Here is a 22,987-nt window from a genome sequence, read left to right as displayed (position 1 = left end):
GCAGTAACGGCCTTACAGAACCGGCAGGTTCTTCCGCAGCTCGAACGCGGTGACCTCGCTGCGGTACTCCTCCCACTCCTGCTTCTTGTTGCGCAGGAAGAAGTCGTAGACGTGCTCCCCCAGCGTCTCGGCGACCAGCTCGCTGCGCTCCATCAGCGCGATGGCCTCGCCGAGGTTCTGGGGCAGCGGCTCGATCCCCATGGCGCGGCGCTCGGCGTCGGAGAGCGCCCACACGTCGTCGTCGGCGCCGGGCGGGAGCTCGTAGCCCTCCTCGATGCCCTTGAGGCCGGCGGCGAGCAGGACGGCGTACGCGAGGTAGGGGTTGCAGCCGGAGTCGATCTGGCGGACCTCGACCCGGGCCGAGCCGGTCTTGCCGGGCTTGTACATCGGGACGCGGATCAGGGCCGAGCGGTTGTTGTGGCCCCAGCAGATGTACGAGGGGGCCTCGCCGCCGGCGCCCGCGGTGCGCTCGGAGCCGCCCCAGATGCGCTTGTAGGAGTTGACCCACTGGTTGGTCACGGCCGAGATCTCGGCGGCGTGCTTGAGCAGGCCCGCGATGAAGGACCGGCCGACCTTGGAGAGCTGGTACTCCGCGCCGGACTCGTAGAACGCGTTGCGGTCGCCCTCGAAGAGCGAGAGGTGGGTGTGCATGCCGGAGCCCGGGTATTCGGAGAACGGCTTCGGCATGAAGGTCGCCTGGACGCCCTGCTCAAGGGCGACCTGCTTCATGACCAGGCGGAACGTCATGATGTTGTCGGCCGTGGACAGCGCGTCCGCGTACCGCAGGTCGATCTCCTGCTGGCCCGGGGCGCCCTCGTGGTGGCTGAACTCGACCGAGATGCCCATGGATTCGAGCATGGTGATCGCCTGCCGGCGGAAGTCCATGCCCACGTTCTGCGGGGTGTGGTCGAAGTAGCCGGAGTTGTCGGCGGGGGTCGGCCGGGTGCCGTCGAGCGGCTTGTCCTTCAGCAGGAAGAACTCGATCTCGGGGTGGGTGTAGAAGGTGAAGCCCAGATCCGAGGTCTTGGCGAGTGCGCGCTTGAGGACGTAGCGCGGATCCGCGTAGGACGGGGAGCCGTCCGGCATGAGGATGTCGCAGAACATCCGGGCGGTGCCCGGGGCCTCCGCGCGCCACGGCAGGATCTGGAAGGTGCCCGGATCCGGCTTGGCGATCATGTCCGATTCGTATACGCGGGCGAAGCCCTCGATCGCCGATCCGTCGAAGCCGATGCCTTCGTCGAAGGCCTGCTCCAGCTCGGCCGGGGCCACCGCGACCGACTTGAGGAAGCCGAGCACATCGGTGAACCACAGGCGCACGAAGCGGATGTCGCGCTCTTCGAGAGTCCGAAGCACGAACTCCTGCTGCTTGTCCATAGCTACATCCTTGCAGTTCAGACGGCCTGGTCACCACCGCCTGGGCACGGTCGACGGGCTTCAGTATCACCGTCCGCGGTTTCCGCCAGATTACGCACCCCTTCTGGCGTACGACATCCCAGTGGCCACTACGATCAGCAGGCCGTCCACTGGTCGCCCAGCGGCCGCCACCGCTCGTCCGCCGTACCTTTCCGCAGAAGGACACGACATGGGTTCCAGCAAGTCCGCTTCGAACGCGCGCAAGGCCCGAATAGAGGAGATGCGCCGGGCCGAGCGCGTGCGTGAGCGCCGCAACCGCATCATCGCGATCGTGACCAGCACGGTCGTCGTCGCGGGGCTCGTCGGCTTCGGCTCCTACCTCCTCATCTCGAAGAAGGACGAGAAGGACAAGAAGGAGGAGCAGACCCAGGCCGCCGACGCGAAGGACAAGAAGGAGCGCGACCTGGCGGCCAAGCGGCCGATCTCGGACGAGAAGACCTGGGACGCGAAGAAGCTGGGCCGCAACCACGTCCAGAACGTCGGCAAGTACCCGATGACGCCTCCGGTCGGCGGCGACCACGACCAGGCCTGGATGAACTGCAACGGCGACGTGTACAAGCAGCCGATCCCCGACAAGCACGCGGTGCACTCCCTGGAGCACGGCGCCGTGTGGGTCACGTACAACGACAAGGCCCCGGCCGGCGAGGTGAAGAAGCTGGAGGCGCTGGTCGCCGCGACCCCCTACTCGCTGATGAGCCCGATCAAGGAGCAGAAGGGCGCGATCATGCTGAGCGCCTGGGGCAAGCAGGTCACCGTGGACAGCGCGAAGGACCCGCGCGTGGAGACCTTCTTCGCCAAGTACGTACAGGGCAAGCAGACCCCCGAGCCGGGCGCCGCCTGCACCAACGGGATCACGCAGTGAGGCACGCCGGCTTGCTCTCGGCCTGCGCGGCGGCGGTGCTCCTCGCCGCCGGCGGGGGCGTCGCCCTCGGCCTCGCGGACGACTCCGGGAGTAAGCCGGCGCCCGCCAAGTCCGCGTCTCCTGCTGCCGATTCGGTGGACGCGGGGTTCGCCCGGGACATGGCCGTGCACCATCAGCAGGCCGTCGAGATGTCCTTCGTCGTACGGGACCGTACGGACGACGAGGACGTACGCCGTCTCGCTTACGACATCGCCAATACGCAGGCCAACCAGCGCGGCATGCTGATCGGCTGGCTCGACCTGTGGGAGCTGCCGAAGGCGTCGCCCGCGCAGCCCCCGATGTCCTGGATGGGGATGGCCCCATCCGAGGATCCCGGGGGCAGCGGGGTGCTGATGCCGGGGATGGCCACGAAGGCGGAGATCGCCCGCCTTTCCAAGGCGCGGGGCAAGGAGGCCGAGATCCTCTACCTGCAGCTGATGACCGACCACCACAAGGGTGGGATCCACATGGCCGAGTACTGCGGGGAGCACTGCGAGGTGCCGACCGAGCGTCGCCTTGCGGCCGGGATGGCCGCGGCGCAGGAGTCGGAGCTCGGCCTCATGGCGGACCTGCTGAAGGAGCGGGGCGCCGCTCCTCGCTAGGCCTTGTGCCAGGTGATGTGGGGTGGGCGCTGTGCTGCGCACAGGGGCATGCCGTGCGCGTCGGTGAGGCCCAGCTCCAGGACGGCCGTGCCGCTCGCCGCGACCTCCTCCGGGATGTCGTCGAGGAAGAGCTTCGCCCGGCGGAACATCGCGAATTCCTTGCCCGGCGGGTGCTCGCCCCAGGTGAGGTACAGGAAGCGCTCGCCCTTCTTGCCCTGGACGTGCGGGCCCTTGAAATCCCCGGCCGGGCTTTCGACCCGCTCGACGGCGAACTCCCATACGGCCTCGGGGGCGTCCCCGGGGACCTCGCCCTCCGGGTCCTTGCCGCGCTGTACGGCGACGTGGATGTCGCGGTGCTCCCCGCAGGTCCGTCCCGGGAGGTGGTGGCCGTGGATGCGGATGTTCAGGTGGCTCATAACTACATTCTCCCCTCCCCGCCCCTTCCCGTAAGGCTGCCGCCGGCTTCAAAGACTGTCCTCAAGCGCCGGACGGGCTGATGAATCAGCCCGTCCGGCGCTTGAGGACACCGCCCGCAGGGCGGAAGGCTCCGCAGGATTTCGGGAAGGGGCGGGGAGGGGACAAATCAAGCCAGCCGAGCCAGATCCTCCCGCCGCAACCGCCCCCAAAGCTCAGCCCCGGCCGCATACCGCTCGACCTCCGCCACCGCATACTCCCCGAGCCGCCGCACCTCACTCCCCTGCGCCCCCGCAACATGCGGCGTGACCAGCACATTGGGCAACGACAACAGCTCATGCCCAGCGGGCAGAGGCTCGGGATCCGTCACGTCGAGGAACGCGTCCAGCCGCCCGGCCCGGCACTCCGCGGTCAGCGCCTCCGTGTCGACCAGCGCCCCCCGAGCCGTATTGACCACCACACCCCCATCCGGAATCAGCGCAAGCAAAGACGCACTCAACAACCCCCGGGTCTCCGGCAGTTGAGGCGCATGCACACTCACAATGCTGCTGCGCCGGCACAACTCGGAAAGCGACACCAGCTCGACGCCGAGCCCCGAGGCCTGCGCAGCCGACACGTACGGGTCGTACAGCAGCACCCGAAGCCCCGCATCCGCATGCGAAGACCGCAGCCCGGCGATCACCCCCCGCCCGATCCGCGACGCCCCGACGATCCCGATCGTCCGCCCGTCGAGCCCGGCCCGCAGGCCGAACGGCCCCCAGCCCGACCCGTACCGCGCGGCAGCGCCGAGCGCGCCCTTCGCGGCGAGGGTGATCGCGGCCAGCGTGAAAGCGACGACGGGGCCCGCGTTCGCGTCGGCCGCGGACGAGACGACGATGCCGCGCGACCACACCGCGTCCGTGACCAGCTGCTTGACCGTGCCGGCCGCGTGGACGACGGCCCCAAGGCGGGGCGCGTACGACAGCACCTCGGCGGTGAGCGGCGGGCACTCCCAGCCGGTGACCAGGACCTCCGTCTCGGCGAGGACGGCCCGCGCCCGGGCCGAGGTGAGCGACCCGGTCAGCGGCTCGGCCGCCAACTCGGTGCAGTGCGCGAGCCGTTCCCGCAGTGCGGGCGGGAGCACCAGGTCCACCACGTCGGCGCCCATGGCCAGGGCCGTGCTCGGTCGGTCTGCCACGCCAACGTCACCTTTCGCAGAGAGTCGTAGTAACCGGTTACCGTAGAGCGCTCAGCCGTTGCCGCCAAGACCCCGGATCACGCCAAGATCTCTTTGATTCCAGGGGGTTGACCGCCGACAGTAACCGCTTTAGGTTTCCCGGCACCTTGTACCGACGACGGAGGGGCTGCCGTGCCCACGGTGACGAAAGAGCGCACCGCCGACGAGGTGGTGAAGCGGCCGGGCAGGCGCAATAGGGGGCCCAAGGGGACAAAACCCCTTGCTGGCCAGTCGCATTCGGCCTGGAAACGGTTTCAGCGGACCCGCGTCCTGGTGCTGCTCATGCTGCCGGGACTCGCGTACTTCCTGGTCTTCCACTACGGCGCCTTCATCGGCAACGTCGTGGCGTTCAAGGAGTACGTGCCCTTCGACGGGCTGTGGGCCAGCCCCTGGGTCGGGCTCGACAACTTCGACCGGATGTTCAGCGACCCGGACTTCTGGCACGCGACCGGGAACACGCTCTTCCTGGCCGTCCTCCAGCTGATCTTCTACTTCCCGGTGCCGATCGCCCTGGCCCTGCTCCTGCACAGCCTGACCTCGGACCTGACGAAACGCTTCGTCCAGTCCGTGGTGTACCTGCCGCACTTCCTGTCGTGGGTGATCGTCGTCGCCCTGTTCCAGCAGGTGCTCGCCGACACCGGACTCCTCAACGAGGTACTGGGGCAGGCGGGTCTGCACACCGTCGACATCATCGGCAACCCGGACGCGTACCCCGGACTGGTCGTCGCGCAGGTGATCTGGAAGGACGCCGGCTGGGGCACGATCATCTTCCTCGCGGCGCTGATGCAGGTCGACGAGCAGCAGTACGAGGCCGCCGCGATCGACGGCGCGGGGCCCTGGCGGCGCTTCTGGCACGTGACGCTGCCCGGCATCCGGCCGGTGATCATCCTGCTGCTCGTGCTGCGCCTCGGCGACATCCTGACCACCGGGTTCGAGCAGATGCTGCTGCAGCGCCAGTCGGTCGGCCCGGAGGTCGGCGAGGTGCTCGACACCTTCGTCTTCTGGCAGGGCATCGTCGGCGGCGACACCGGATACGCCGCGGCTGCGGGCCTGTTCAAGGGTGTGGTCGGCGTGATCCTCGTCTTCGCGGCCAACAAGGTCGCCCACCGCCTCGGAGAGCAGGGGGTCTACAAGTGAGCGCACAGTCCCAAGCCGCCGTCCGGCCCGCCTGGATGGAGCGGCCGAAACCCGTCACCAAGGCGGCGAAGGCCGCGGCCATCGTGATCCTGCTCGGCCTGGTCCTGGTGCCGTTCCTGGTCATCGTCTCGACCTCGCTCGCCTCCAACCGCGAGGTGGTGGCGAACGGCGGCTGGGTCCTGTGGCCCAGCGACCCGACACTGCGCGCGTACGACCAGATCTTTTCGGGCGGCGTCGTCTCCAAGGCGCTCGGCGTCAGCGTGGGACTGACCGTCCTCGGCACCCTGGCCTCGCTCGCCTGCACCACCTTCCTCGCCTACGCGCTCAGCCGCCCCGGCGTCTTCGGCGGCAGGCCCGTGCTGGTCCTGGTCCTGTTCACCTTCCTCTTCCCGCCCGGCATGATCCCGGCATTTCTACTGGTCAAGGGCATGGGAATGGTGGACAGCTATCTGGCCCTGGTGCTGCCCGTCCTGATCAACGTCTTCAATCTGGTGGTGCTGCGCGGCTTCTTCCAGGGGATACCCGAGGAGCTGTACGAGGCCGCGCGGCTCGACGGGGCGAGTGACTGGGCGATCCTGTTCAAGATCGTGCTGCCGCTGTCCAAGGCCGCGCTCGCGGTGGTCGGGCTGTTCTACATGTGCAGCTACTGGAACGCCTGGTTCCATGCCTCGATCTACATGGAGTCCACGCACTGGCCGCTGCAGCAGGTGCTGCGTACGTACGTCATGGGCGGTGCCCAGATCGCCGACACGGGCCTGAGCGAGGCGGGCAACGTGTCGGCCCCGCAGACCATGCAGATGGCCGTCCTCGTGGTCGCGACCGTGCCGATCCTGCTCGTCTATCCCTTCCTGCAGAAGTACTTCACCAAGGGCGTGCTCACCGGCGCCATCAAGAGCTAGGCCTCCACCTCCTTCCTGAGCACTTCCCCCCTTCCGAAAGGCTTCGACGTGTCCGGTTCCGGTTCCGCTGGTTCGAATGGCCGCCCGATGGCTCGCCGCACCCTCATGCGCTCCATAGCCGTCGGCGGTGCCGCGATCGCCGCGCCCTCGCTGCTCACCGCCTGCGCGGGCGGCTCGAGCGACGGCTCGGTGAGCAACAAGGGCAAGAAGGTGGCGCCCTGGCCGACCTTCACCCCGGCCAAGGGCCCGACGCCCGACCTGGCCCCGACCACCGAGGGCGTACAGGCCGGCTTCACCAAGTACCCGGAGAAGCTCGTCCAGGCGATGGCCGAGAAGCCCGGCACCGGCAAGCAGAAGATCAAGGTCATGTCGATCACTTACGGCACCCCGCCGAAGCCGGTCGGCTCCAACAAGTACTGGCAGGCGATCAACGAAGCCCTGGGTGTCGAGGTCGAGTTCACCGTCGTGCCCGACCCCGACTTCCGGGCCAAGATGTCGACCATGATGTCCGGGGACGACCTGCCCGACATCATCAACATCGGCGGCGGCTACGTACTCCCGAGGGAGGCGCAGTTCGTGAAGTCCCGCTGCGCCGACCTGTCGGAGTACCTGTCCGGGGACGCCATCAAGGACTACCCGAATCTCGCCGCCATCCCGACGTACGCCTGGGAGGGCATGGGCCGGATCGCCGGAAAGATCTACGGCGTACCGGTGGAGCGCGCGAAGCCGCAGGGCGGGATGTTCATCAACCGGGAGGCCTTCGACAAGGCGGGCTACAAGCCGGGGTTGAGCGCGGACGACTTCCGGGCGGTCGCCAACGACGCCTCGCAGGGCAAGAAGTACGCGCTCGGCGCCTCTACGGTGTCGTACTTCGGCTACCTCTACCACGGCACGTGGCACGGTGCGCCGAACCAATACCAGTACAAGGACGGAAAGTTCACCGACATGTTCGGGACCGAGCAGTTCAAGGCGGCCCTGGAGTACATGCGGACGCTGCGCGGCGACGGTTCGTACAACTCGGACGCCACCTCGATCTCGCAGGTCGACCTGAAGACCCAGCTCTACAACGGCACGGTCCGCTCGATGACGGACGGCTGGGGTGCCGCGATCTCCAACCTGCAGGGCATCAAGGACGCCTACACCCTGGACATCGCCGAGCCGTACGCGGTCGATGGGGCGAGCGCGGTGTACGAGCAGAACCGCGGCTGTTTCGGCTACACGATCATCAAGAAGACGTCCAAGGACCGCATCAAGCTGATGCTGCGCGTACTGGACTGGCTTGCCTCGCCGTTCGGCTCCAAGGAGTACGAGCTGAGCCACTACGGCGTCGAGGGCACGCACTTCGCGTACAACAAGGACGGCGACCCGATCCCCACCGAGCTGGGGCTCGTCGAGTCCAGCACCAACCTGCCGTTCCGGTACCTCTCCGACGCCCCGCAGGTCCTCTACTTCCCCGGCTACCCCGCCTTCACCAAGCGGGCGCACGCCTGGGAGCAGAAGGTCGTGCCGCTGCTGCAGCCCAACGCGCGCTTCGGGCTGCAGTCGGAGACGTTCAACAAGCAGGGCGCGGCGATGCAGCAGGCGCTGGAGGACGGTGTCACGGCCGTCGTCTCGGGCCGCAAGAAGGTCGCGGACTGGGATTCGTACTACGCCAAGTGGCAGTCCCTCGGCGGCAAGAAGGCCCTCGATGAATTCCTGGAGGAGGCCGAGGCCGCGAAGTAGGTGCGGGCACGAAGTCGCCACGGGCGCGAAATCAGTACAGGCGCAAGGGCGGCATGATGGTCCGGGGCGGTGCGGCAAAACCGCTCCGGACAGGGCGAGTTGGGGGTAATCACTGTGGGCGAGCGGGTCACCATCCGGGATGTGGCGGCACGGGCCGGGGTCTCGGTAGCGACCGTGTCGCGCGTCCTGGCCGGCAACTATCCGACCTCGGCGGCCTCCCGGGCCAAGGTGCAGCGGGCCGCGAAGGACCTGGACTACGTGGTGAACGCGCATGCGCGGGCGCTCGCGGGGGCGGGCCGCAAGACGGTCGCGGTGCTCGTCCTGGACGTGGTCAGCTCGTTCTACGCCCATATCGCGCAGGGCGTGGAGCGGGAGGCGGCGAAGCGGGGCCGGCTCTGCATGATGTTCTCGACGGACGCCGATCCGGCCCGTGAGCTGGCCATCGTGGAGATGATGCGGGAACAGGCCGCGGAGGCGGTCCTGCTGGTCGGCGGCGTGATCGAGGACGAGGAGTACCGCCAGCGGATGTCCCGGTACGCGGAGTTGCTCGCGGCCGCCGGGTCCCGCCTGGTCCTGGTCGGGCGCCCGGCCCCCGCGCCCCATGTCCCTGCCCTCGTCGTCGAGTACGACAACGAGGCGGGCGCGTACGCCATCACCAGCCATCTCCTGGGCGCGGGCCACCGCCGGATAGCCCTGATCGGCTACCGCCCGGGCAACACCACGGGCGAGGCCCGGGTGCGCGGCTACCAGCGGGCCCTCACCGACCACGGCATCACGCCGGAACCGGCCCTTCAGGTGGGCGTCGGCTTCGGGGGCGAGCACGGCTATCACGCGATCCGCCAGCTGCTCGAACAGTGCGACGGCAAGCCCGAGTTCACGGCGATCTTCGCGGGTGACGACCAGGTGGCGGCCGCGGCGATCCGGGCGCTGTCCGAGTACGGGCTGCGGGTGCCGGACGACATCTCGGTGGCCGGCTACAACGACGACCCGGTCGCGTCCGACGTCACGCCGGGCCTGACCACGATCCACATTCCCGGCGAGGCGCTGGGCCGCACGGCGGTCCGGCTCGCCCTGGAGGGCACGACGCGGACTTCCCAGGAGCGGCATGTGCTGGGCACGCACATCGTGGTGCGGGACAGCGTGCGCCGGTTGCCGCCGGCATGAATCAGCCCGTCCGGCGTTTGAGGACACCGCCCACAGGGCGGAAGGCTGCGCAGCATTTCGGGAAGGGGCGGGGCGGGGAGAAAATCACCCGGCCCGAGGCCACAACACAGCAGAAGCCACATCCCCCGGCCGGTCAAACATGACCAAATGCCCCGACCCACTGGAAATCCGCAACTCCGCGCCGAGCGCAACGGCGAGCCGAGCCTGCCGCTCGAGCCACCGCCGCCCCTCCCCCGCCGCGATCACCGTCACCGGCACTCCACGAGGAAGCTCGAACTGCCGCCTGACATAGACGAGTTCCGCCGCCAGATCGCGATAGCGCGCGTTCTCCACCAGCAGAGCCCGCATCGACCGACTGGTCCCATACACCCTCCGCACCAGCTCGTACGGAGCCGGATCCCCACCCCCCGTACGGGAAGCCCGAACCGCGGCCCGACGCAGCAAAGGCCCGACCGCGCACGGCAACCCCGCAGCGCTCAACGCCCCGGCGGCCAGCCGAGCCGCACCGGTGCGCAGGGCCGGGGCAGGCCGGGGTCGCGCCCCCTCCTCGACGCTGGAGTCGACCAGCACAAGGGCGGCGACCCGCGAGGGATGCAGCCGGGCGAAGGCCTCGGCGTGGAAGCCGGCCAGGGAGTGCCCGACGACGGTCGCGGGCCCGGACACCCCGCACGCGTCCAGGACCCGCAGGATCCGGTCGGCCTCCCCGGTCAAAGAGGGCGCCACGCGCGCGTGCCCGCTGAGCCCGAGCCCGGGACGGTCGAAGCGGATCACCGTCCGGTGCGGAGCGAGGAGCGCGGCCACCGCGTCCCAGTCGAACCACGCCATGCCGAGCCCGCCGGACAGCACGCACGGGGGCCCGCTTCCCTCCAGCACCACGTGGTGCGGCACTCCACCGATGCGAACAAAGGAGGACGTCATCGCCGTTCCAGCACGGGGGACGGTTGGACCGGCGGCAGCACCCGCCGCCGCTCCCGCTTGAGCAGCGAGAACGCGAACAACGCGAGCCATAGGGCGATGAGCAGCACCTGCATGCGCTGCCCGAGGCCGAGCAGCATCGTGCCCTTGCCGGCCTGGAAGGCGGCGACGGACGCCAATGTCCAGGCGGTGACGGCCAGTTCGAGGCCCACTATCCAGGGCCCCAAGCGGGCCAACGGCTCCCACACGCGGTACCTGCGGGCCGCGACGGTGAGGGCCACTATGCCGATGAGCGCCCCGGTGACCGACAGCGAGCTGCTGACGGCGTGCGCGGTGTGGGTCGCGGGCACCAGGTCCGCGGTCTCGCGTATGGCGCACTCCGGGTCGGCGGTCGGTGTGCAGCTCAGCGGGAGCCGCGAGTCGGCCGCGGTGGCCGCGCCGAAGAGGATCAGGCCCGCCCAGCCGACCCGGGCCCAGGGCCGGTGCGGCCGCAGCCTGAGGACCGCCCACAGCGCCCCGGCGAGGACGAGCAGGCCTGCGGCCAGGTCGGTGGCCCGGAAGAGCCCGCCCAGCGGCTGGTCCTCGGCGGCCAGCTCACTCACGTACGTACGTATGGGATCGAGCCCGGTCGCCATGACGACCTCGAGCACCCAGGCGGTGTACGCGACGGCGCCCAGCCCGAGCAGGACGGCGACGGTACGTACATCACGAAAGGAGCCAGGAATGGACATAGTGGGATAAAGCTTACGGGTTCGGGTTCGGCATCACTGAACGTGATCCGGATGCACCCAGCTCGGCTTGCGGAACTTCAGGAAGGCGACCGGCGCCACGATGCCGATCAGCAGCAGCCCGCCGCCGACGATCAGCAGGTACCGCCACAGCGGCTGGTTGCCGAACTGGTCGGGCGGCACGAACCCGATGAAGAGCGCGGCGAGCGAGGCCACGAACCCGGTGCCCGCGACCAGCTTGACGGCCGGCGTCCAGAAGCCGCGCGGGTGGTCCGGGTGGGTCTTGCGGAGCTTCACCACGGTGATGAACATCAGCAGGTACGCGATCAGATAGATCTGCACGGTGATCACCGAGAACATCCAGTACGCGGACGACACATCGGAGCTGAACGCGTAGACGACGCCGATCAGGGTGGTGAGCACCCCCTGGGCGTACATCAGGTTCATCGGCACGCCGTTCTTGTTGAAGCGCTGCAGGAACGGCGGCAGATAGCCCTCCTGCCGGGCGAGCGTGACCAGGCCCTTGGCGGGCCCCGACAGCCAGGTCAGCATGCCGCCGAGCGCCGCCATCACCAGCATGATGCCGACGATCTTGGTCATCCAGCCGATGTGGAAGTGGTCGAAGAAGGCCTGGAAGGCCTGCATCAGTCCGGCCGTGAGGCTGAGCTCCTTCGACGGCATCACCCAGCTGATCGCCAGGGCCGGAAGGATGAAGATCAACAGCACCATGCCGGTGGCGAGGAACATCGAGCGCGGGTACTCGGACCGGGGGCGGCGCAGCGAGGCGACGTGGACGCCGTTCATCTCCATGCCGGCGTAGGAGAGGAAGTTGTTGACGATGAGGACCAGGCTGGCCAGGCCGGTCCACGGGGGCAGCCAGTGGTCGGGGCTCATCGGTGCGGCTGACGGGTTGCCCTGGCCGAGGAAGACGATGCCGAGGACGACGAGCAGCACGCCGGGCACGAGGGTGCCGACGACCAGGCCGATCGAGGAGAGCCCGGCGATGGACTTGGTGCCGCGGGAGGCGATCCAGACGCCGGTCCAGTAGACGGTGATGATGACGATGGCGACGTAGAGGCCGTTCTCGGCGAGGCTCGGGTGGACGACGTAGGCGAAGGTCGAGGCGACGTACGCGAGGAGGCTCGGGTAGTACGCGATGGTCAGCGCGAACTGGCACCACACCGCCAGGAACCCGAGCGGCTTGCCGAGCGCCTCGCTCACCCAGCGGTAGATGCCGCCGGTCCAGCCGGACGCGAGCTCGGCGCCGACCAGGGCGGTGGGCAGCAGGAAGACGATCGCGGGGATCAGGTAGAGGAAGATCGCCGCGAGGCCGTAGATGGCCATCGCGGGCGAGGGACGCAGGCTCGCCACCGAGGCGGTGGTCATCAGGGCGAGGGTCACCCAGGAGATGAACTGCCGCTTGGTGCCGGTGTCGGCGCCGGTGTCGGGCGACCCGGCCGCTGTTCCTTCGGGGGTTCCTTCGGACTCTGCGTCCGCGGTCGTCGTCATGCGCTCATGATCAGCTCGGTGGCGGGGGCCCGCATTTTGTCGGATACCCGTCGGGGGTAGGCTGCGGCGCATGACGACGCGACTCGGGGAACGGCGATGGGGACAGCTGCTGCTGTTCGCCGCGCTGCTCTTCGGGATCTTCGCGATGCATACGCTCGGGCATCCGGTGGGGCATGCGGGGGCGTCGTCGTCCTCCGGTCATGAGGTCGCGGCGGCTGCGGCGGGCGGGCACGAGGTCGTGCCGGCAGCGGCAGGGCACAGCAGCCGGGTGGCGGCGGGGCACGGCAGCCAGGTGGCGGCGGGGCACCAGCAGGTGCGGGTCACGACGAGCGGGCCTGACGCTCCCGCGATGAACATGCAGGACGCGCCCGCGACAGCCGGCTCCCCCGTGCACGGCGAGGCCGCCGGGCCGGTCGTCTCCGGGCCGGATGTGCCCGTGCACGGCATGGACCCGATGACGGTGTGCCTGGCCGTGCTCGGCGCGTTCACGCTGGCGCTGCTGGTCGCCGCGGCCCTGCTGCCGGGGACCGCGCCCGCTCCCTCGGCGCCGCGCGCCCCGCCGCTGCGGGCGCTGTGGCCTGCCGCTCCGCCGCCGAGATCCCGGCTCTCCCGTCTCTCCGTGCTGCGCATTTAGGCCGTCGTACGGCTGTTTCGCATCGCTCCGTCCAGAGGTGGAACCTCCGGGCGTCGAGCGGTGTATCAGAAGCAGCGGACGCGCCCCATGCACACAGCCGCCCCAGCCGTACGTGGCCGGGCGCGGCGCACACCACAGATGACGAGGTGTTGTTCCACCATGCGCAATCACACGCGCCGCACCGTGCTCGGTGCGTCGGTCGCCGTCGCCGGCACGGGAGTTCTGGCCGCCTGCTCGGGTTCCGGGTCCGGGCACGGAGGTCATGGGGGCCAGTCGGCCCCGAAGGGGTACGTCGACCCTGCGGGCCCCGAAGTCGCCGCCGCCGAGAAGAAGCGGGCGGGCGGCGGACAGGTCCGCGAGGTCAAGCTGACCGCCACGAGGACGCCGCTCGACCTGGGCGGACGGACCGTGACCTCCTGGGCGTACGGCGACACGCTGCCCGGCAAGGAGGTCAGGGTCACCGCGGGCGACACGCTCGCCCTGACGCTGGCCAACCACCTGCCCGAGGCCACGTCCCTGCACTGGCACGGCCTGTCCCTGCGCAACGACATGGACGGCGTCCCGGGCCTCACCCAGAAGGACATCAAGCCGGGAGCGGACTTCACCTACCGCTTCGCGGCCGCGCACCCGGGGACGTACTGGTTCCATCCGCACTCCGGCACCCAGCAGGACCGGGGGCTGTACGCGCCGCTGATCGTCGAGGACCCGAAGGAGCCGCTCAAGTACGACAAGGAGTGGGTGGTCGTCCTGGACGACTGGGTCGACGGCGTGGACGGCTCGACACCGGACGGGGTGCTCGCCGAGCTGAGGGCGGGCATGGACATGGGCGGTGACGACGGGGGCGGCAGCGGTAGCGGCGGCGGCGGCCACGGGGGGCACGACATGTCGAACATGTCGATGAGCGAGGGCAAGGCGCCCGCCGCGGCGTCCCCCTCACCGAAGCCGACGAAGCCGTCCGGCCCGTCCCGGATGATGATGGGCGCCAAGAGCGAACTGCTCGGCGGGGACGCGGGCGACGTGGCGTACCCGCGCTACCTCATCAACGGCCGTACGCCGGACGCCCCTTCGGACTTCCGCGCCAAGCCCGGCGAGCGGATCCGGATCCGGTTCATCAACGCCGGGGGCGACACGGCCTTCCGGGTCGCGCTCGGCGGCCACGAGATGACGGTGACGCACACGGACGGCTTCCCGGTGCGGCATGCGTCGGCCGATGCGCTGCTGCTCGGCATGGGCGAGCGCTATGACGTCCTGGTGACCGCGAAGGACGGGGTCTTCCCGCTCACCGCGCTGGCCGAGGGCAAGAAGGCGACGGGGCTCGCACTGTTGCGTACGGGGTCGGGGGCGGCGCCCGGGGCGAAGGTGCGGCCCGCCGAGCTGAACGGCAGGCTGCTGACCGCGGACCGCCTCAAGGCGGACGAGTCGGTGGCACTGCCCGCGGGCAAGCCGGACCGCACGATCAAGCTCCAACTCACGGGCGGCATGGCCAAGTACGACTGGGCCTTCGACAAGAAGCCGTACGACCCGTCCGTCAGGCACGCGGTGAAGGCGGGCGAGCGGGTCCGCCTGGAGTTCGCCAACTCGACCTCGATGTGGCATCCGCTGCATCTGCACGGGCACACGTTCGCCCTGGCCAATGTGGTGGGAGGGCCACGCAAGGACACCGCGGTGATCCTGCCCAACGGGCGGCTGACCGTGGACTTCGAGGCCGACAACCCGGGCCTGTGGATGATCCACTGCCACAACGTGTACCACTCGGAGGCGGGGATGATGACGGTGCTGGGGTACCGGGCGTAGCACCCGCCCCACACTCGCCTCAGCACCCGCCGTCGGTTGCGGACCGGCCCGTCCCGATCCCGGTCCAGGTCCCGGTCCCGGTCCGCAACCGCATCGTGAGGAAATTCCGTAAGGAATCGGTAAAGGGTTCGATTAAAGTGGGCCGATCTCTCATCACTGAAGGAATCCGCCCAACATGACCTTGCCCCCGCCCCCGAATGACTCCGCACCGGGCGACGCCGTACCGAACGGCGCCGCACCCGAGCAGTCCCCCTGGGCCACCCCCGCGCCCCACCAGCACGGCGGCGGCCCCGGCCCGTTGCCGATGGCACCGCCCCCGCCGCCCGGGTACGGAGGCTGGGCGCCGGGGCCGTACGCACCCCAGGCGCGCAACGGCCTGGGGATCGCCGCCCTGGTCTGCGGCATCGTGGGCCTGCTCACCGGGGTCATCCCGTTCCTGTTCTGGCTCGGCGGAGTGCTCGGCGTAGTCGCCCTGATATTGGGCCTGATAGGCCACAGCAACGCCCGCAAGGGCGTTGCGACGAACAAGGGCATGGCCCTCGCCGGCATCATCCTCGGCGCCCTCGCCATCGTGGCCGCGATCGTCTGGCTGATCCTCATCGTGGTGGTCATCAAGGACACGGCCGACGAGGTCAAGAAGGAGTCCGACAAGGCCCGCGGCGGAACCCACTCCACCGCACCGTCCGACCCCGGCGATTCCGAGACCGGGCCCGAGTCCGAGTCCGAGTTCGAGGAGCCCGAGGCCCCCGCCCCGCTGAAGTTCGGCGGCACCCACACCTATGACGACGGCGTCAAGGTCACCGTGGCGAAGCCCAAGCCCTACACGCCGGACGAGTTCGCGGCGGGCCACGAGAAGGGCAACGTCGCGATCCAGGTGACGATCACGATCAAGAACGGCAGCAAGAAGACGCTGGACATCAACACCGCGCTGCCGACCCTGCGCGACGGCAAGGGCTCGGACGCCGAAATGGTCTTCGACGGCAGCAACGGCACCAAGCCCTTCAACGGCAAGCTCCTCCCCGGCAAGCAGGCCGTCTCCCAGTTCGCCTTCTCCCTCCCGGCCAACGCGACGAAGGACCTCCAACTCGAGGTCGGCCCCGAGGTGGTCACGTACGAGGACGCCATCTGGACGGGCTCGGCGAAGTAGCGCCCGCGGGCGCAACCCCCTGAGGGCGGCACCACGCGTGTGACGCCCCACACCCGTCCGGCAGGACATCGCGTCTCTCTGACGATTACACTGGGCCCGTGCCTCAACTACGCCTCGCCTTGAATCAGATCGATTCGACCGTCGGCGATCTCGCCGGCAACGCCGAGTCGATCGTGCACTGGACCCGGCACTCCGCCGAGCAGGGCGCCCATCTGGTGGCGTTCCCCGAGATGGTGCTGACCGGATACCCCGTCGAGGACCTGGCGCTGCGCCCGTCCTTCGTCGAGGCCTCGCGGGCGGCGCTGCGTGCGCTTGCCGGGCGGCTCAGTGATGAGGGGTTCGGTGAACTCCCCGTCATCGTCGGGTACTTGGACCGCTCCGAGACCGCTCAGCCCAAGTACGGCCAGCCCGCCGGCTCTCCGCAGAATGCCGCGGCCGTGCTGCACCGCGGCCAGGTCGTGCTGACCTTCGCCAAGCACCACCTGCCCAACTACGGCGTCTTCGACGAGTTCCGGTACTTCGTGCCGGGCGACACCATGCCCGTCATCCGCGTGCACGGCGTCGATGTCGCGCTCGCCATCTGCGAGGACCTCTGGCAGGACGGCGGCCGTGTTCCCGCGACGCGCAGCGCGGGCGCCGGGCTGCTGATCTCCGTCAACGCCTCGCCGTACGAGCAGAACAAGGACGACACCCGCCTCGAACTGGTCCGCAAGCGCGCCCAGGAGGCCGGCTGCACCACCGCCTACCTCGCGATGATCGGCGGCCAGGACGAGCTGGTCTTCGACGGCGACTCGATCGTGGTCGACAGTGGTGGGGAAGTCGTCGCGCGGGCGCCGCAGTTCGCCGAGGGCAGTGTGGTTCTCGATCTGGAACTGCCCGCCGCCGCGGCCCAACCTCCGGCAGGCGTCGTGGACGACGGGCTGCGGATCGAGCACGTCGTACTGAGCGAGGAGCCGCTTCCCGCGTACGAGACCGAGCTCACCGGCGGCTACGCCGAGCGGCTCGACGACGACGAAGAGGTCTACTCGGCCCTCGTCGTGGGCCTGCGCGCCTACGCCGCGAAGAACGGATTCCGCTCCGTCGTCATCGGCCTCTCCGGCGGCATCGACTCCGCCCTCGTCGCCGCCATCGCCTGCGACGCGCTCGGTGCGCAGAACGTGTACGGCATCTCGATGCCCTCGAAGTACTCCTCCGACCACTCCAAGGGCGATGCCGCCGAGCTGGCACGTCGCACCGGGCTCAACTTCCGCACCGTGCCCGTTGAGCCGATGTTCGACGCGTACATGGGCTCGCTCGGCCTCACCGGCCTCGCCGAGGAGAACCTGCAGTCCCGGCTGCGCGGCACGATGCTGATGGCGGTCTCCAACCAGGAGGGCCACATCGTCCTCGCGCCGGGCAACAAGTCCGAGCTGGCGGTGGGCTATTCGACGCTGTACGGCGACTCGGTGGGCGCGTACGGCCCGATCAAGGACGTCTACAAGACGGCGGTCTTCCGTCTCGCGAAGTGGCGCAACCGCGCCGCCGAGGAGCGCGGCCAGACCCCGCCCATCCCCGAGAACTCGATCTCCAAGCCGCCGAGCGCCGAGCTGCGCCCGGGCCAGGTCGACACCGACTCGCTGCCCGACTACCCCGTCCTCGACGGCATCCTCGCGATGTACGTCGACCGGGACCGCGGCGCCGACGAGATCATCGCCGCCGGGTACGACGCCGAGCTGGTGCGCAAGACACTGCGCATGGTGGACACCGCCGAGTACAAGCGCCGCCAGTACCCGCCGGGCACCAAGATCTCGGCGAAGGGCTTCGGCAAGGACCGGCGGCTGCCCATCACCAACCGCTGGCGCGAGAACGGCTGACCACGCCGATACGCCACACGAAGGGGCCCGCACCGTACTGGTGCGGGCCCCTTCGGCAACGTAGAAGCTGCTGTCAAGAACGCTAGAGCGTGACCTTCGCCGCCACCGGCAGGTGATCGCTGCCCGTGTCCTGCAGCGCCCAGGACGACTCGGGCTCCACGCCGCGCACCATGATCTGGTCGATCCGCGCCATCGGGAACGCCGCCGGCCAGCTGAAGCCGAAGCCGTCGCCCGCCGCGCCCTGGGTGGAGCGCAGCTGCGAGGTGACCGGGGAGAGCGCGCGGTCGTTCATGGTGCCGTTGAGGTCGCCGAGCAGGACGACCTTCTTGATCGGCTCGTCGCGGATGGCGATGCCGAGGGCCTCGGCGCTGTTGTCGCGCTGGCCTGCGGTGAAGCCCGCGTTGAGCTTGACCCGGACCGACGGCAGATGCGCCACGTACACGGCGATCTTGCCCTTGGGCGTATCGACCGTCGAGCGCAGGGCGCGGGTCCAGCCCATCTTGATGTCGACGGGACGGTTGTCGGTCAGCGGGTACTTGCTCCACAGCCCGACCGTGCCGTCGGTGTAGCTGTACTTGTACGTCTCCGCCATGGCCTTCTTGTACGTGGGCAGCGCGTCCCCGGTGAGCTCTTCGAGCGCGACCACGTCGGCGCCGGACGCGGCGACCTTGCGGGCGGTGCCGGCCGGGTCGGGGTTCTCGGCGTTCACGTTGTGCGTGACGACCGTGAGGTCGCCGCCCGCGCCCGACTTGTCGCTGATCAGGCCGCCGAACAGGCTCACCCACACCACCGCGGGCAGCAGCACCGCGATCAGCGCGGTCGCCGACTTGCGGACCACGGCGAAGATCAGGACCAGGGGTACGAAGATGCCGAGCCAGGGCAGGAACGTCTCGATCAGCGAGCCGATGTTGCCGATGCGGTTCGGGATGTGTGCGTGCAGCAGCATCACCAGGGCGAGCAGGACGCTGAAGGCGGCGAGGACCAGGCCGCGGCGCCAGATCCCGGAGTCGTGGCGCCAGCTGTCGAGCAGACGCCGGAAGCGGGATCCCGAGTGCTCGGGCCCCGAGCGGTCGTTCCCCGTCTCCGTCATATACGTCTGCGCCATGCCGTTCGCCCTCACTGCCTGCCGTGCCCGTGCCGTGCCCACGGTCGTCCCCGACTGAAGACCCTAGGCGATGGACGGTGCCGTCCTTGCCCGTCCATGCCTTCTGTGACGGCCGTTCTGTCGGGAGGACGACGTTCCGGGGCACACAGTTCCGAATTTGCGCAGGCAGGTGGCTGCTGTGACGAAACGCGCATATTCCCTGGCCGGGGCGTACGGGTGCGGCCGGGGTTCGGTGGGCGTGCGGCCGGCCTCAGTCGCGAGGGCGCAGTCCGTCGAGCGCCCCGTCCACGATGCGTCGAGGGAGGTCCTCGTCGAGCGGGTCGTCGGGGCGCAGCACCGAGTGCAGCAGCATCGGTCCGGTGATCAGGTCGTGGGCGAGCTCCACGTCGATGTCCGCGCGGATCTCGCCGCTCGCGATGCCACGCCGTACCGCGTCGAGGCCCATCCGGCGGCGGGCCTCGATGACCGTCTCCTGGTACGCGGCCCAGAGCTTGGGAAGGGCTTTCATCTGAGCGAACACGTTGTGCAGCAGGGCGGAGCCCCGGGCGGCCAGGCCGCGCTGGCGCAGGGATTCCAGGAGCGCGATGAGGTCGTCCCTGGCGGAGGTGCCGGGGAGGACGGGCTCGGGAGGTTCGACGACGCGGATGACGTCGACCATGAGCTCTTCCTTGCCCTTCCATCTGCGGTAGATGGTGGCCTTGCCGACGCCGGCCGTGCGGGCGACTCGTTCGATGGAGAGGTCGGTGAGGGAGACGCCGTCCTCCAGGAGCTGCATGACGCCCTCGATGATGGCGTGCTCGACCGCCTCGCTTCGGGGTCGCCCCCGCTGCGGTTGCTCCTGGTGGTCGTTCAGGGTCATGCGCCTCTCCTGTGTCTGCGGGTGCGTTGCTGCTCAGGGGGATTGTCTCCCCCGCCCCGCCCCTTCCCGAAAGCCTGACGGCACCTCGGGGGCTGCCGCCCCCGGACCCCTGCCCGGATCACGGCCTTCGGCCTCGTCCTCAAACGCCGGACGGGCTGATGAAATCAGCCCGTCCGGCGTTTGAGGACTTTCGGGAAGGGGCGGGTAGGGGACTAGTCCTTGACCCCCACCGACTCCCGCTCGACCTCCGCCTCCGGGGCCGCCGGAGCCCGCCCCGGCAAGAACAGCGCGACCACAATCGCCCCGATCACCGCAACTCCCGCGCCCCACAACGCGGTTACGTGCATGGCGTGCAGGAACGCGTCCTGAGCCGGTACCACAAGCCCGGGCTGGTGCAGCTTCTCCGCGACGCCGAGGGTCGCCTCGATCGACTCGCCCGCGGTGTGCCGCAGCTCGGCCGGCACCCCGCCGAGGCTGGACTCGATGTCCGAGCGGTACGCCGTGGAGAGCACCGAGCCGAGCACCGCGATGCCCAGCGCCCCGCCCACCTGACGGAACGTATTGCTGAGGGCCGACGCCGAGCCCGCCTTCTCGCGCGGCAGCGCCTGCATGATGACCACGGAGGTCGGCGTCATGATGTGCGCCATGCCCGCGCCCATCAGGAAGAAGATGACCTCCAGGAGCCAGATCGGCGTGTCCGCGTCCAGCGTCGCGAACGCCGCGAGCGTCGCGGCGATGGTCACCATCCCCGCCGTGCACACCGCGCGGTTGCCGAAGCGGTCCACGACGAGTCGTGCCCGCGGCGAGAAGATCAGCTGGGCGACGGCGAGCGGCAGCATCAGCAGGCCGGTCTGCAGCGGGCTGTAGCCGCGCACGCTCTGCGTGTAGAAGACGGCGAAGAACGTCACGCCCATCAGCGCGAAGAAGACCAGCGAGATGGTGCTGATCGCCGCCGAGAACACCTTGTTCTTGAAGTACGTGACGTCGATGGACGGGTGGTCGCTGCGCTTCTCGTAGATCACGAAGGCGACGAGGACCGCGACGCCCGCCGCGATCGTGGCGAGCACCGTGGTGTCGGTGAAGTCGGCGAGCTGGCCGCCCTTGATGATGCCGTAGACCAGCAGGACCAGGCCGATCACCGAGACGACCACGCCGACCGGGTCGAGCCGGCCCGGCTTCGGGTCGCGGGAGTCGGGGACCAGCCAGATCATCAGCGCGATCGCGATCAGCACGATCGGCACGTTGATCAGGAAGACCGAGCCCCACCAGAAGTGGTCGAGCAGCACACCGCCGGTGATGGGCCCGATCGCGATGGCGAGGCCGACACCGCCCGCCCAGATGCCGATGGCCTTGGGCTGCTCCTCGCGCTCGAAGACGTGCATGAGCACGGCAAGCGTCGCGGGCATGACGAAGGCGGCGCCGAAGCCCATCACGGCGCGGAACACGATGAGTTGGACCGGTGAGCCGGACTCGGCGGCGAGCATCGAGCCGATGCCGAAGACGACCATTCCGGCGAGGAGCACCTTCTTGCGCCCCAGGCGGTCACCGAGGAGTCCGGCGGTGAAGAGCAGGCCGGCGAAGACCAGGGTGTAGGCGTTGATGGCCCACTCGAGCTCGCTCTGGGTGGCGCCCAGGCCGGTCGGCGCCGGGGTCGAGATCGTCTTGATGGCGACATTGAGGATCGAGTTGTCGAGGACGACGATCAGGAGGCTGAGCATCAGCACACCGAGGATCGCCCAGCGACGGCGATGCACGGCTTCGGGTATCCGCGGCGCGGCGGGCGCGGACGGGTTGGCAGGCGAAGTCATGGCTGAAACCCTAGCGAACTTTCGATACGAGACCGTCTCGTATTGGAAAGATGGGGAAGTCTTTACGGAGCCGGCAGGCGGGCCCCGAAGCGGGTCCACAGGCGGTCGACCTGCCGAGGTCGGGCCGGTCCAAGGGCCTCCCTAGCGTGGAGCAGGTGCGGGATGCCACCATGGACGTGATCCGGGGACGCCGTAAGGGTGCCTCGAGATGACCAGAAGGAGCCGTTGCAATGACGCAGATTTCGGCTGCCCAAAAGCCCGTCGACGGCAGCAAGGCGCTGTACGGCGGAAAGGGCACACGCCGCATCACCGTCCGCGACATCACCGCCGCCAAGGAGCGCGGCGAGAAGTGGCCCATGCTCACCGCGTACGACGCGATGACCGCCAATGTCTTCGACGAGTCCGGCATCCCCGTGATGCTGGTCGGCGACTCGGCGGGCAACTGCCACCTCGGGTACGAGACCACCGTGCCCGTCACCCTCGACCAGATGGTCATGATGTCGGCCGCCGTCGTGCGGGGCACCAGCCGTGCCCTGATCGTCGGCGACCTGCCGTTCGGCTCGTACCAGGAGGGCCCCGTGCAGGCCCTGCGCTCGGCGACCCGCCTGGTCAAGGAGGCCGGGGTCGGCGCCGTGAAGCTGGAGGGCGGCGAGCGCTCGCTGGCCCAGACCGAGCTGATCGTGCAGTCCGGCATCCCCGTCATGTCGCACCTGGGCCTGACCCCGCAGTCCGTGAACACCATGGGCTACCGGGTGCAGGGCCGCGGCGACGAGGACGCCCACCGCCTCCTCCGCGACGCCAAGGCCGCGCAGGACGCGGGCGCGTTCGCCGTCGTCCTGGAACTCGTACCGGAAGAGCTGGCCGCCGAGGTCACCCGCTCCCTGCAGATCCCCACCGTGGGTATCGGTGCGGGCGCCCAGTGCGACGCCCAGGTCCTGGTGTGGACCGACATGATGGGCCTGACCGACGGGAAGCTGCCGCGTTTCGTGAAGCAGTACGCGCAGCTGCGCAGCGTCATGGGCGACGCCGCCAAGGCCTTCGCCGAGGACGTTGTCGGCGGGGCGTTTCCGCAGGCAGAGCACGCCTTTCACTGACGTACACCCGCAGCGATAACTGAGCCATCGCGGCACAGAGGCGGCCCGTCGACACTCCCCCAGTCGGCGGGCC

20 protein-coding genes are annotated in these 22,987 nt (G+C 69.4%); 11 read left to right on the top strand and 9 right to left on the bottom strand.

The annotated features are described in order from the left end of the window. Positions 1–12: 12 nt before the first annotated feature. Positions 13–1,374 (bottom strand): glutamine synthetase family protein, encoded by a 1,362-nt coding sequence (locus OG430_RS34515; protein WP_327356568.1) that lies wholly within the window; start codon positions 1,372–1,374, stop codon positions 13–15. 208 nt (positions 1,375–1,582) lie between these two features. Between OG430_RS34515 and OG430_RS34510 the strand changes: the two genes are divergently transcribed. Together OG430_RS34510 and OG430_RS34505 are read left to right on the top strand one after the other, a co-directional pair. After that, entirely contained in the window at positions 1,583–2,275 is a 693-nt protein-coding gene (locus OG430_RS34510; protein WP_327356567.1) for a DUF3105 domain-containing protein, read from the top strand. After that, complete coding sequence (locus OG430_RS34505; protein ID WP_327356566.1) at positions 2,272–2,916, top strand: DUF305 domain-containing protein; 645 nt, start codon at positions 2,272–2,274, stop codon at positions 2,914–2,916. Before OG430_RS34510 ends, OG430_RS34505 begins: the two co-directional genes overlap by 4 nt. Here OG430_RS34505 and OG430_RS34500 read toward each other — a convergent pair. Next, positions 2,913–3,332 (bottom strand): DUF5990 family protein, encoded by a 420-nt coding sequence (locus tag OG430_RS34500; RefSeq protein WP_327356565.1) that lies wholly within the window; start codon positions 3,330–3,332, stop codon positions 2,913–2,915. The two genes, OG430_RS34505 and OG430_RS34500, sit on opposite strands and share 4 nt — an antisense overlap. A gap of 167 nt (positions 3,333–3,499) precedes the next feature. Beyond that, on the bottom strand, positions 3,500–4,477 hold the full coding sequence (locus tag OG430_RS34495) for a hydroxyacid dehydrogenase (RefSeq protein WP_327359346.1): 978 nt from the start codon (positions 4,475–4,477) through the stop codon (positions 3,500–3,502). Between the two features lie 351 nt (positions 4,478–4,828). Here OG430_RS34495 and OG430_RS34490 point away from each other — a divergent pair, with 351 nt between their 5' ends. The 4 genes from OG430_RS34490 to OG430_RS34475 all read left to right on the top strand — a co-directional run bounded on the left by OG430_RS34490 (position 4,829) and on the right by OG430_RS34475 (position 9,468). Further along, the gene (locus OG430_RS34490) at positions 4,829–5,683 is read left to right on the top strand and encodes an ABC transporter permease (protein WP_327356564.1); all 855 of its coding nucleotides are present in this window, start codon (positions 4,829–4,831) and stop codon (positions 5,681–5,683) included. Between the two features lie 35 nt (positions 5,684–5,718). Then, the gene (locus OG430_RS34485; protein ID WP_327359345.1) at positions 5,719–6,582 is read left to right on the top strand and encodes a carbohydrate ABC transporter permease; all 864 of its coding nucleotides are present in this window, start codon (positions 5,719–5,721) and stop codon (positions 6,580–6,582) included. Between the two features lie 87 nt (positions 6,583–6,669). Next, complete coding sequence (locus tag OG430_RS34480; protein WP_327356563.1) at positions 6,670–8,304, top strand: extracellular solute-binding protein; 1,635 nt, start codon at positions 6,670–6,672, stop codon at positions 8,302–8,304. A gap of 69 nt (positions 8,305–8,373) precedes the next feature. After that, positions 8,374–9,468, top strand: a complete 1,095-nt coding sequence (locus OG430_RS34475; protein WP_327356562.1) for a LacI family DNA-binding transcriptional regulator — start codon at positions 8,374–8,376, stop codon at positions 9,466–9,468. Between the two features lie 84 nt (positions 9,469–9,552). On the opposite strand, the gene OG430_RS34470 is transcribed toward OG430_RS34475, so the two are convergent. The 3 genes from OG430_RS34470 to OG430_RS34460 are packed head-to-tail and all read right to left on the bottom strand — an operon-like array spanning position 9,553 to position 12,620. Continuing rightward, positions 9,553–10,386 (bottom strand): alpha/beta fold hydrolase, encoded by an 834-nt coding sequence (locus tag OG430_RS34470; protein ID WP_327356561.1) that lies wholly within the window; start codon positions 10,384–10,386, stop codon positions 9,553–9,555. Next, complete coding sequence (locus OG430_RS34465; RefSeq protein ID WP_327356560.1) at positions 10,383–11,114, bottom strand: DUF998 domain-containing protein; 732 nt, start codon at positions 11,112–11,114, stop codon at positions 10,383–10,385. The genes OG430_RS34470 and OG430_RS34465 overlap by 4 nt, the downstream gene beginning before the upstream one ends. Positions 11,115–11,147: 33 nt before the next feature. After that, complete coding sequence (locus OG430_RS34460) at positions 11,148–12,620, bottom strand: APC family permease (RefSeq protein ID WP_327356559.1); 1,473 nt, start codon at positions 12,618–12,620, stop codon at positions 11,148–11,150. 70 nt (positions 12,621–12,690) lie between these two features. Here OG430_RS34460 and OG430_RS34455 point away from each other — a divergent pair, with 70 nt between their 5' ends. The 4 genes from OG430_RS34455 to OG430_RS34440 all read left to right on the top strand — a co-directional run bounded on the left by OG430_RS34455 (position 12,691) and on the right by OG430_RS34440 (position 18,048). After that, entirely contained in the window at positions 12,691–13,254 is a 564-nt protein-coding gene (locus tag OG430_RS34455) for a hypothetical protein (RefSeq protein ID WP_327356558.1), read from the top strand. Between the two features lie 159 nt (positions 13,255–13,413). Continuing rightward, positions 13,414–15,048 (top strand): multicopper oxidase family protein, encoded by a 1,635-nt coding sequence (locus OG430_RS34450; protein WP_327356557.1) that lies wholly within the window; start codon positions 13,414–13,416, stop codon positions 15,046–15,048. Between the two features lie 175 nt (positions 15,049–15,223). Beyond that, positions 15,224–16,195, top strand: coding sequence for a DUF4190 domain-containing protein (locus tag OG430_RS34445; protein ID WP_327356556.1), 972 nt, complete (start codon positions 15,224–15,226; stop codon positions 16,193–16,195). Between the two features lie 98 nt (positions 16,196–16,293). Beyond that, entirely contained in the window at positions 16,294–18,048 is a 1,755-nt protein-coding gene (locus OG430_RS34440) for an NAD+ synthase (RefSeq protein ID WP_327356555.1), read from the top strand. Between the two features lie 82 nt (positions 18,049–18,130). On the opposite strand, the gene OG430_RS34435 is transcribed toward OG430_RS34440, so the two are convergent. From OG430_RS34435 to OG430_RS34425, 3 genes are all read right to left on the bottom strand, one after another. Beyond that, entirely contained in the window at positions 18,131–19,153 is a 1,023-nt protein-coding gene (locus OG430_RS34435) for an endonuclease/exonuclease/phosphatase family protein (protein WP_327356554.1), read from the bottom strand. Positions 19,154–19,403: 250 nt separating this feature from the next. Continuing rightward, complete coding sequence (locus OG430_RS34430; RefSeq protein WP_327356553.1) at positions 19,404–20,012, bottom strand: TetR/AcrR family transcriptional regulator; 609 nt, start codon at positions 20,010–20,012, stop codon at positions 19,404–19,406. Between the two features lie 212 nt (positions 20,013–20,224). Then, a complete protein-coding gene (locus OG430_RS34425) occupies positions 20,225–21,820 on the bottom strand; it encodes an MFS transporter (RefSeq protein WP_327356552.1) in 1,596 nt (531 codons plus the stop codon). A 230-nt stretch (positions 21,821–22,050) separates the two neighbouring features. Between OG430_RS34425 and panB the strand changes: the two genes are divergently transcribed. Then, on the top strand, positions 22,051–22,914 hold the full coding sequence (panB, locus tag OG430_RS34420) for a 3-methyl-2-oxobutanoate hydroxymethyltransferase (RefSeq protein ID WP_327356551.1): 864 nt from the start codon (positions 22,051–22,053) through the stop codon (positions 22,912–22,914). Positions 22,915–22,987 lie beyond the last annotated feature (73 nt).

The organism is Streptomyces sp. NBC_01304, from assembly GCF_035975855.1.
Lineage (GTDB): Bacteria > Actinomycetota > Actinomycetes > Streptomycetales > Streptomycetaceae > Streptomyces.
The sequence above is the reverse complement of the archived record's forward strand: the minus strand, read 5'-3'. Positions and strand labels throughout refer to the sequence as shown.

Coding starts and splice junctions, on each gene's coding strand:
- OG430_RS34515 (WP_327356568.1), bottom strand. CDS start 1,374: ATGGACAAGCAGCAGGAGTTCGTGCTTCGGACTCTCGAAGAGCGCGAC.
- OG430_RS34510 (WP_327356567.1), top strand. CDS start 1,583: ATGGGTTCCAGCAAGTCCGCTTCGAACGCGCGCAAGGCCCGAATAGAG.
- OG430_RS34500 (WP_327356565.1), bottom strand. CDS start 3,332: ATGAGCCACCTGAACATCCGCATCCACGGCCACCACCTCCCGGGACGG.
- OG430_RS34495 (WP_327359346.1), bottom strand. CDS start 4,477: ATGGGCGCCGACGTGGTGGACCTGGTGCTCCCGCCCGCACTGCGGGAA.
- OG430_RS34490 (WP_327356564.1), top strand. CDS start 4,829: ATGCTGCCGGGACTCGCGTACTTCCTGGTCTTCCACTACGGCGCCTTC.
- OG430_RS34485 (WP_327359345.1), top strand. CDS start 5,719: ATGGAGCGGCCGAAACCCGTCACCAAGGCGGCGAAGGCCGCGGCCATC.
- OG430_RS34480 (WP_327356563.1), top strand. CDS start 6,670: ATGGCTCGCCGCACCCTCATGCGCTCCATAGCCGTCGGCGGTGCCGCG.
- OG430_RS34470 (WP_327356561.1), bottom strand. CDS start 10,386: ATGACGTCCTCCTTTGTTCGCATCGGTGGAGTGCCGCACCACGTGGTG.
- OG430_RS34465 (WP_327356560.1), bottom strand. CDS start 11,114: ATGTCCATTCCTGGCTCCTTTCGTGATGTACGTACCGTCGCCGTCCTG.
- OG430_RS34460 (WP_327356559.1), bottom strand. CDS start 12,620: ATGACGACGACCGCGGACGCAGAGTCCGAAGGAACCCCCGAAGGAACA.
- OG430_RS34455 (WP_327356558.1), top strand. CDS start 12,691: ATGACGACGCGACTCGGGGAACGGCGATGGGGACAGCTGCTGCTGTTC.
- OG430_RS34450 (WP_327356557.1), top strand. CDS start 13,414: ATGCGCAATCACACGCGCCGCACCGTGCTCGGTGCGTCGGTCGCCGTC.
- OG430_RS34445 (WP_327356556.1), top strand. CDS start 15,224: ATGACCTTGCCCCCGCCCCCGAATGACTCCGCACCGGGCGACGCCGTA.
- OG430_RS34435 (WP_327356554.1), bottom strand. CDS start 19,153: ATGGCGCAGACGTATATGACGGAGACGGGGAACGACCGCTCGGGGCCC.
- OG430_RS34430 (WP_327356553.1), bottom strand. CDS start 20,012: ATGACCCTGAACGACCACCAGGAGCAACCGCAGCGGGGGCGACCCCGA.
- OG430_RS34425 (WP_327356552.1), bottom strand. CDS start 21,820: ATGACTTCGCCTGCCAACCCGTCCGCGCCCGCCGCGCCGCGGATACCC.
- panB (WP_327356551.1), top strand. CDS start 22,051: ATGACGCAGATTTCGGCTGCCCAAAAGCCCGTCGACGGCAGCAAGGCG.